The sequence below is a fragment of the uncultured Boseongicola sp. genome (assembly GCF_937988555.1).
In the GTDB taxonomy this organism is placed as follows: Bacteria; Pseudomonadota; Alphaproteobacteria; order Rhodobacterales; family Rhodobacteraceae; genus Boseongicola.
Map to the genome: position 1 here is coordinate 25,124 of NZ_CALJXO010000077.1, position 8,000 is coordinate 33,123.

An 8,000-nucleotide genomic window follows, 5' to 3' on the forward strand; every position below is an offset into this window, starting at 1 on the left:
GTCGCTTCAACCGGCATCACATCCCGCACACCTAGAATTGGCAAGTAGAATGAGTGAAAAAACAAATACATCCAGACGCGATCTGCTCCTTGGTCTCGCCGGCGTCGCCGCCGTCGGCGGCGGTTGGCAGGCCTGGGTTCACCGCCCCCGCGCCATGACATTCGAGCCCATCGCAAGTCTGCCCGGATGGCGCAAGACAGTGTTTGAAGGGGTGACCGCCCCAAGCGGAGGTCTCTCCAGCGGGACCGCCTTCTTGGGAATTGGAAGCGGCGAACCCACGGCCCAGTCGATTGCGCCGGCCCAACTGTGCCGTACGCTCTTCAGAAAATCTGATCCTGACACTGTCCCCGTCGCAGTCTTTTCAGACTTTTTCTGCCCCTATTGCCGGACCTTGACCGAACGCCTCGCAGAGCGTGCCGCCGAGAATGGGTCAAACATAACCATTAACTGGCACGAACTGCCTCTTCTCGGCCCCTCCTCTGTGATCGCGGCCCGTGCCGCAATTGCCGCGGACATGCAGTCGGCCTACCCGGAATTTCAGGCACGCCTCATGGGTTCGCCATTCCGTCCCACACCGGGGTTCCTGATCGATACAGCCGTCTCCGTTAACCTCGACCCGGCCAAGTTCGTTTCCGACATTGAAGGCCAGATCGTCGCCAGCCGCCTCGCGCGCAGCCGAGGTGCCGCGCGCACTTTGGGTATCTACGGCACGCCTGCCATGGTCGTCGGGCGCACTCTCGTCATAGGCGAAATCAGCGAAAAACACCTCGACGAGCTGCTTGAACTGGAAGCCGGTGCGCCCGCTACGTGCTAGCCGAACATCCGGCCCGCCACCGCATCCAACTTCGCCACCAGCGCCGGGTCACGTTTTTCCGGAGCGGTCAAAATCGCATACTCCAGCGCGCGGTCGCATCCATGCGGGCAGGCCTTCCGCACCGGACCCAAACGTGCGGGCAAACCCGCCACCATTGTCCGCGCCTTACCCGCATTCCCCATCAACGTCGCTATGATTTGCGTCACATCCACTTCACCATGATCAGGATGCCAGGAATCGTAGTCCGTAATCATCGCAACCGAGGCGTAACAAAGCTCCGCCTCTCGCGCCAATTTCGCTTCCGGCATGTTCGTCATACCAATCACATCGCAGCCCCAAACCTCACGATACAGCTTTGATTCCGCGAGGGTTGAGAACTGCGGCCCCTCCATCGCAAGATATGTCCCACCCCGATGCACCGTCACACCAGACGCGCGCGCCGCCTCTTCGCACGCATCACGCAACCGAGGACAAGTCGGATGCGCGACACTCACATGCGCCACACAGCCGGTCCCAAAGAATGACTTCTCACGCGCGATCGTGCGATCAATGAACTGATCAACGATGACAAAGTCGCCCGGCGCCATCGCCTCGCGGAACGACCCACAGGCCGATACTGAAATCACATCTGTCACGCCCAGGCGCTTCAAGGCATCAATATTTGCGCGATAAGGCACCGTTGACGGCGCATGCACATGCCCTCGACCGTGACGCGGCAAGAACGCCATCGCCACCCCACCAAGCGTGCCGGTCAAAACCTGATCCGACGGCGCGCCCCAGGGGCTGTCGACATCCACCCAAGTGGCCCCCTCCAACCCATCAATCTCGTAGACGCCGCTGCCGCCAATCACCCCGATCATTGTCTGCCCGCTCATCAAATGCCTCCAGTTCTATTTGACGGAAACACTAGCCGCGACAGCTTCAGATGCAACTCGAAGGCAAAGTCCGAATTCACCCTTTCAAAATACCTCGGGGTGACACCCGGAACGGGCGGAGGGGCCTTACGGCAATTATCTTAATCGCCTACCGGCAACACCTTGCGTCGCAATGTGTGAGCGAGCCCCTGATCCAATCCCAAAACGAAGAACGCCCGCCAAAACTGGCGAGCGGCTTGTCATCCCGGTAGTATAAGGTCCCCGATGCCGCGGGCTGGGTGGGGGCTGTTAATCCGCGGCATCGGGGATAGCGTTAGTTCGCTACCCTTTCTGTTTGCCCATGAAGTGGGGCAAGATGAGGGGGCGAACACGCCGCCGCAGAGGTAATTTTGTGGCGAAGTTGCGGCGAGGCTTGATTTGACTGCTTCCCGCGGGCAGGTTCGTGTGATGAACATCCAAAACACATCGCCCTTCCCGAATAACGGCAAGCCCGCCGAGCAAATCGCCTTTGATCGCAGAGAACTCTCAGTGATTCTCGGGGTTTACGGACGTATGGTCGCCGCAGGAGAATGGCGTGATTACGGAATGTCCTTCCTGAGAGACGTGGCAATTTTCTCAGTTTTCCGTCGGACCGCCGAACATCCGATCTATCGTATCGAAAAACGCCCCAAACTTCGCAGCAAACAAGGCATGTATTCGGTGATCGCTATGGACGGACAGATTCTCAAACGCGGCCATGACCTGAAGGCCGTTTTGCGCGTGCTTGAACGCAAATTAATCCGGGCCATCGACTAACGCCGAAGCAACGTCCAATCCGGCCTCAACCGCGATGTGACCGGCCCCGTTTCTGTCGCCAAAATGCGCGCCACAGCCTCGGAAACCAGCTCTTCAACCACCGCCATGTGATGAGCATTCGCATGAACAATCGTACCCGACCCGGTTGCTAGGGCCGTATGACCCTTCCAGAAAACCAAATCTCCCGCGGCAAGGACCTCATCGGGACCAAGTTGCTGGCCCGGCATCCCTTCCTGAACGTCACAGTCCGGAGGGCATAAAAATCCACCCGCATGAAATGCCACCTGAACAAGCCCCGAACAATCAATACCGCTTGGCTCATTCCCAGCCCAAACATAAGGCGAACCGAGGAACGCTCGCGCCGCGGCCACAACGCTTTCCGCCCAATCTTCTATCGGGTTCAAGTGGCTTTTCGGGACAAACCCCGATCCGCCCGCGATCTCAATCTCAAGCCAATCGCCATCTCTTCCCAAGACGTGCACCTGTGCTGTCATGGGCAGGAACAAAATCGGCTCGCTTTTGATGGATGGCGAGGGCCATGCATGGGTCAGCAAAGCTGAGACCCAGTGCGTCGCCTCCCGATAAGAATTCAGCGCAGCACGCGGCAAATACCCGACATAGCCGTCCTTGGAAGACACGCCAAAGACGTGGTCACCAACGGTCTCCAACACAAGGAACGTGTCCCCAAACAAAAGCTGCCTCTCGCGGGCGCCATCAGGCTTTGGCCTTAGAAATGCACATTCCGCAAGCGACATAGTTTCGCCCTGGACATATCGCTGCGCCGTAACATCCGCCTCCAAACCAGCCAGTGCAACCCGGCCGTTTGATGCAAGAAATCGCCGATCGCTCACGGCTTAAGCATCCCTGGCAGAGCCTCATAAAGCGCGCGTATCCCCTGCCCAACACCGCCTTTTGGGCGGCCCGGCTCTGCAGACGGATTCCATCCGAACACATCGAAATGCATGTACCTTGACGTCTCGGTGACGAAGCGACGCAGGAACAACGCGGCGGTGAGCGACCCTGCAAACCCACCCTTGGGCGCATTGTCCAGATCAGCAATGCCTGGCTCGATCATCGCTTCATACGGGTCCCAAAACGGCATTCGCCAAACAGGATCACGAACCGCGTCGGCGGCCGCTGCAAGGGCCGCGGCGTCATCGCCAAAACTCGCGTAAAATGGCGCAAGATCGGGACCAACCGCCACCCGCGCCGCGCCCGTCAACGTGGCCATCGAGATAATCAGATCGGTCGGACTTTCGTCCGCAAGCGCCAAAGCATCCGCCAAAACCAAACGCCCTTCTGCGTCGGTATTGTTGATCTCAACCGTCAGACCCTTTCGGGATATCAATATATCGCCAGGGCGAAACGCGTTCCCAGCAACCGAATTCTCAACAGCCGGGATCAGCACGCGCAATCGAATGGGCGTATCGCCCGCCATCAACATATGTGCCAGGCCCAGCACGTTCGCCGCGCCGCCCATATCCTTTTTCATCAAGCCCATTGACGCGCCCGGCTTTAAATTAAGCCCGCCCGTATCAAAGCAAACGCCCTTTCCGACCAAGGTCAGATGCGGTCCCGTGCTGCCCCATGTCATCTCAATCAGGCGCGGCGCACGTGGTGACGCGCGCCCCACAGCATGGATCATTGGAAAATTCGCCTTCAAAGCAGCATCAGTCGTCACCGATAACTCGGCACCATAAGCTTCCGCCAAAACCCGCGCAGCGACTTCAAGCTCGTCCGGCCCCATATCGTTTGCGGGCGTATTGATCAGATCGCGGGTTAAAGCCTCGCCAGCAGCGATCCGTTCCAGCCTTTCGGCGTCGACCCCCTCAGGGGCAACCAACATCGCTTTGAGCGCGCTCACCGTGGCATATCGACCAAACACGTATCCGGCCAAGAGCCATCCAAGGGCTGCCTCGTTCAAGTCCGCCCCGGTAAGCTCCGAGCGAAACGCCCAGCTTCCTTCTGGCAATTTCCCCCGCAACTCCGCCACGACAAACCGCTTGCGCGCCCGCGTGGTCGCGTCTCCCAATCCGCCCGCAGCCGCAACAACCGCACCCGTTTCGTCCGGTAAAAGCGCGACTTCCCCAGCAGTGGCGGCGAACCCCGAGGCTTCAACGAAGGCGCGTGCTCTGGCATCAAGCCCTTCACGCCAGTCCTCGAGCACGTCTTTGGACACCAAATGAAGCGGACGCGTCGCGGCATCAGCCGGGGCAAAAATCAGAGATGTCATTTGATAGGCGCCTTTTGTCTGTTCAAGGCCAGCCTATCCGCTTTGATCCGCGCCACAAGTCCCAGCAAAGCCTTACCTTTGCAAATGTGCGATGTCCCCAAACGCTGCCAATGAGCGTTCTCCAACCCTGACAAGTTGCACAACCAAGGCCGCCATCGCCGCATGATCACTCACTCCGACAATCACCGCGACCTTTCCAGCCACCGCGGCAGCAGTCTGCATAGCGAATTGCCCGAACATGCCGACCACTGACCGTGCACCCTTTGCCAGCCGATGAAACGCGCCCACGCGCCATGTAGCATTTGCCGCGTTCAAACGTTCGTCTATTTCCTCCAGCGCCGTAAAAGCTATGAATTCTGCGCGCGAAACACCCTAATTCCGCGCCAGATCAACCGGATGCCCGGCATCGACGAAAATCATCTCGACCGGACAAAAATGCACTACGTTGTCCATCTTTCTTCAACCGCACAATTTCTCACCACTCTTGGGGCTTGGTCTAATTGCGCTCGGCAAAGAATTGATTGATATAGATTGCAAAATGCCGTGTCTTTTGTTTGAATTTTCCAGATCACGGCCTCGGGGACCATTCGCATGAACCAAGCTCGTCCGCTTCCCGGATATCTTGTCAGCCGCTATAAGGGCTGGAAGGCAACGACTTACGACGACAACCAGGCGTGGTATCGCCACCTTGCCGCCGATGGCCAGCATCCGCGCGCGATGATCATCTCGTGCTGCGACAGCCGGGTCCATGTCACGTCAATCTTCGGCGCAGACTCTGGCGAGTTCTTCATCCACCGCAACATCGCAAGCCTCGTTCCGCCTTGCGAGCCCGACGGCGACCACCACGGCACATCTGCGGCTGTCGAATATGCCGTCACCGGTCTCAAGGTCGCCCACATTATCATCCTGGGCCACTCAAATTGCGGAGGCGTCGCGGAATGTCATCGCATGTGCTCGGGCAACGCACCTGAACTTGAGGCCAGCACCAGCTTTGTTGGCAGATGGATGGATATCCTGCGACCCGGATATGAACGCCTTCAACCGCGTGCCGATGATGCGACCGCCCTGCACGACCTCGAACAGGAAGCCGTCCTGATCTCGCTCGAAAACCTTATGACCTTCCCGTTTGTCGCTGATGCGGTCGAGCGCGGAGACCTCACTTTGCACGGTCTTTGGAAGGACATCACCAACGGCAGCCTCCTGAACTACGACACACGTGCGAACGGATTTGTTCCGGTTTGACCGAAGGCCCCAAACCACCAATATTCCCGATAAAGGCACCGACCTTGTGAACGAAATACTGTCGCTGGCAGCGGACAACCTGGTCTCGCCGATCATTCTCAGCTTCGCGCTTGGACTTGCAGCAGCCTTTGTGCGGTCCGATCTGTCCGTCCCCGAGGCTGTTGCCAAGGGCATGTCGATCTACCTCCTGTTCGCCATTGGTTTCAAAGGCGGCGCAGGCGTGGCCGCGCATGGTGTTGATCAAACGCTAATCCTGTCGCTGATTGCGGGCATTGTCCTGTCGTTTGGCCTTCCGATCATTGCATTCGGACTTTTGCGCTTCCTGACCAATTTCGACACCATCAACCGCGCAGCAGTCGCCGCACACTACGGCTCGATCTCTATCGTGACCTTTGTCGCAGCCACCTCTGTCCTCGACGGACGCGGCATCGAATCCGAGGGCTATATGGTCGCTGTCGCCGCTGCGATGGAGGCCCCCGCCATCATCTCTGCGCTCTGGCTTTTGTCGCGCGCCGGCGGGCAGGGCCAGGCCGACAGCGCTCTCTATCGGGAGATCCTGACCAATGGCTCGATTGTCTTGCTCGTCGGCGCGTTCCTCATCGGTGGCATCACCGGGGAAGACGGCCTCGCAACCATCTCGTCGTTCATCGTCGCCCCCTTCCAGGGCGTGCTCTGCCTGTTCTTGCTCGACATGGGCCTTGTCGCCGGGCGCGGCCTGCGCGAAAGCCGAGGCGACCTTGGCCTTGGCGCTGTTGCGTTTGGCGTGATCATGCCGCCCATCGGCGCTGCCTGCGGCCTGCTCCTTGCGCTTCTTATCGGGCTTTCTTCTGGCGGTGCCGCGCTCATGATGGTCCTTTCCGCCTCAGCCTCTTATATTGCCGTGCCTGCTGCGATGCGTGTGGCCCTTCCGGAGGCAAAACCCTCGATCTATCTCACCCTTTCGCTTGGCGTGACATTCCCGTTCAATCTGGTGATCGGCATCCCGTTTTATACCGCCATCGCCACTCAAATCGTCGGAGGCTGACCCATGGAAACACATGATGCCAAGCGCGTGGAAATCATCATCGAAGCACCGCTAGAGCGCCGATTGACGGACGCTCTTCGCGCCGCCAACGTCACCGGGTACACAGTCTTGCCAGTGCTCGGCGGGTCTGGAAGCTCCGGCGCATGGAGCCGTGAAGGTCAGGTCTCGCGCGCATCCGGCATGGTCTCGGTGGTCTGCCTGATCCGACCGGACCGGCTCGACACATTGTTGGATGCGGCATTTTCTGTGGTGGAAACTCATATCGGCGTCGTATCGATCACCGATGCAAAGGTTTTGCGGGCCGAACGGTTCTAATCCGTCACGCTAGTCAGCGACGATCTGGCTTTCGAGGGGCCTGCTGCGAACCGAACGAAACACCGGATCCGGTGCATGGGACATCCGAAATCTCCGTAGAGCTTGCAGGGTTTCGCGCGCTTTGGACGACAGTCCGTCTGGCGTCTCGTGCGCTTCGGTAGGTTTATCCATATTCGGGGGCATCTTGTGTTCCTCAGATCATCGCATCGCGCGGGCAATTGAATTCTCGGTGAATGCAACCTTAAGCCACCGGTATTGGCACAATTGAAATGAAGCGCCCGTGGACGGTCTTTCGTGCAGCCTGCGCCGTGCGCTCTGCCGCTAGGGGGATCACGTCTGCAGGCACCAATCGACGTCTGCGTTGCGCCACTGGCCCGCCGTGAAAAATAAGCACCCGCGCGGTTGCATCTCCCGGTTGCGCTGGCAGATCAGAAGTGGCCGCAGCCAGGCGTTTCATCGCCCGCTTTTCGCGCGCCTCAAGTCCCGTCATCAATGACAAAACCTGATCATCTGTAATTGGCGTCATGGCGCACATCCCCGCTGCCTTGCGTCTTCAAGTCAACGACAACTTCCCCCGGAATGTGGCCGGACTTGTGCCAAAATGTGGTGGGATCGTGGCAAACCCGCAACCACAGGCTGCAAGCCGCACAACGGACCCGTCCAAAACGTGCAAAGTACCTTGTGGATATGGCCTGAACTGGA

11 protein-coding genes are annotated in these 8,000 nt (G+C 58.9%); 5 read left to right on the plus strand and 6 right to left on the minus strand.

Annotated features, from left to right (window positions below; genetic code table 11):
* The first annotated feature begins 49 nt into the window (after positions 1-49).
* The gene (locus Q1B15_RS04340) at positions 50-814 is read left to right on the plus strand and encodes a DsbA family protein (protein WP_299750690.1); all 765 of its coding nucleotides are present in this window, start codon (positions 50-52) and stop codon (positions 812-814) included.
* Here the strand turns inward: Q1B15_RS04340 and Q1B15_RS04345 are convergent.
* Positions 811-1,689 carry an S-methyl-5'-thioadenosine phosphorylase gene (locus tag Q1B15_RS04345; RefSeq protein ID WP_299750693.1) on the minus strand — a complete coding sequence of 293 codons (879 nt, stop codon included), beginning with the start codon at positions 1,687-1,689 and terminating at the stop codon, positions 811-813. The genes Q1B15_RS04340 and Q1B15_RS04345 overlap by 4 nt on opposite strands.
* A gap of 447 nt (positions 1,690-2,136) precedes the next feature.
* On the opposite strand from Q1B15_RS04345, the gene Q1B15_RS04350 reads away from it, so the two are divergent.
* Entirely contained in the window at positions 2,137-2,484 is a 348-nt protein-coding gene (locus tag Q1B15_RS04350) for a DUF2794 domain-containing protein (RefSeq protein WP_299750696.1), read from the plus strand.
* Here the strand turns inward: Q1B15_RS04350 and Q1B15_RS04355 are convergent.
* The 3 genes from Q1B15_RS04355 to Q1B15_RS04365 all read right to left on the minus strand — a co-directional run bounded on the left by Q1B15_RS04355 (position 2,481) and on the right by Q1B15_RS04365 (position 5,032).
* Complete coding sequence (locus Q1B15_RS04355) at positions 2,481-3,335, minus strand: NlpC/P60 family protein (protein ID WP_299750699.1); 855 nt, start codon at positions 3,333-3,335, stop codon at positions 2,481-2,483. The genes Q1B15_RS04350 and Q1B15_RS04355 overlap by 4 nt on opposite strands.
* Positions 3,332-4,717, minus strand: a complete 1,386-nt coding sequence (locus Q1B15_RS04360) for a M17 family metallopeptidase (protein WP_299750700.1) — start codon at positions 4,715-4,717, stop codon at positions 3,332-3,334. Before Q1B15_RS04360 ends, Q1B15_RS04355 begins: the two co-directional genes overlap by 4 nt.
* A gap of 72 nt (positions 4,718-4,789) precedes the next feature.
* The gene (locus Q1B15_RS04365; protein WP_299750703.1) at positions 4,790-5,032 is read right to left on the minus strand and encodes a hypothetical protein; all 243 of its coding nucleotides are present in this window, start codon (positions 5,030-5,032) and stop codon (positions 4,790-4,792) included.
* Positions 5,033-5,308: 276 nt separating this feature from the next.
* Between Q1B15_RS04365 and Q1B15_RS04370 the strand changes: the two genes are divergently transcribed.
* Genes Q1B15_RS04370 through Q1B15_RS04380 form a run of 3 tightly spaced genes read left to right on the plus strand, consistent with a single transcriptional unit; the run spans position 5,309 to position 7,298 of the window.
* Positions 5,309-5,959: a carbonic anhydrase gene (locus tag Q1B15_RS04370; RefSeq protein ID WP_299750706.1), complete on the plus strand. Its 651-nt coding sequence runs from the start codon at positions 5,309-5,311 to the stop codon at positions 5,957-5,959.
* A 46-nt stretch (positions 5,960-6,005) separates the two neighbouring features.
* Positions 6,006-6,983 carry a sodium-dependent bicarbonate transport family permease gene (locus tag Q1B15_RS04375; protein WP_299750709.1) on the plus strand — a complete coding sequence of 326 codons (978 nt, stop codon included), beginning with the start codon at positions 6,006-6,008 and terminating at the stop codon, positions 6,981-6,983.
* A gap of 3 nt (positions 6,984-6,986) precedes the next feature.
* Positions 6,987-7,298, plus strand: coding sequence for a transcriptional regulator (locus Q1B15_RS04380; protein ID WP_299750712.1), 312 nt, complete (start codon positions 6,987-6,989; stop codon positions 7,296-7,298).
* 9 nt (positions 7,299-7,307) lie between these two features.
* Here the strand turns inward: Q1B15_RS04380 and Q1B15_RS04385 are convergent, their stop codons facing one another.
* Together Q1B15_RS04385 and Q1B15_RS04390 are read right to left on the minus strand one after the other, a co-directional pair.
* Complete coding sequence (locus tag Q1B15_RS04385) at positions 7,308-7,469, minus strand: hypothetical protein (RefSeq protein WP_299750714.1); 162 nt, start codon at positions 7,467-7,469, stop codon at positions 7,308-7,310.
* 70 nt (positions 7,470-7,539) lie between these two features.
* Positions 7,540-7,824 (minus strand): hypothetical protein, encoded by a 285-nt coding sequence (locus Q1B15_RS04390; RefSeq protein ID WP_299750717.1) that lies wholly within the window; start codon positions 7,822-7,824, stop codon positions 7,540-7,542.
* Positions 7,825-8,000: the final 176 nt, after the last annotated feature.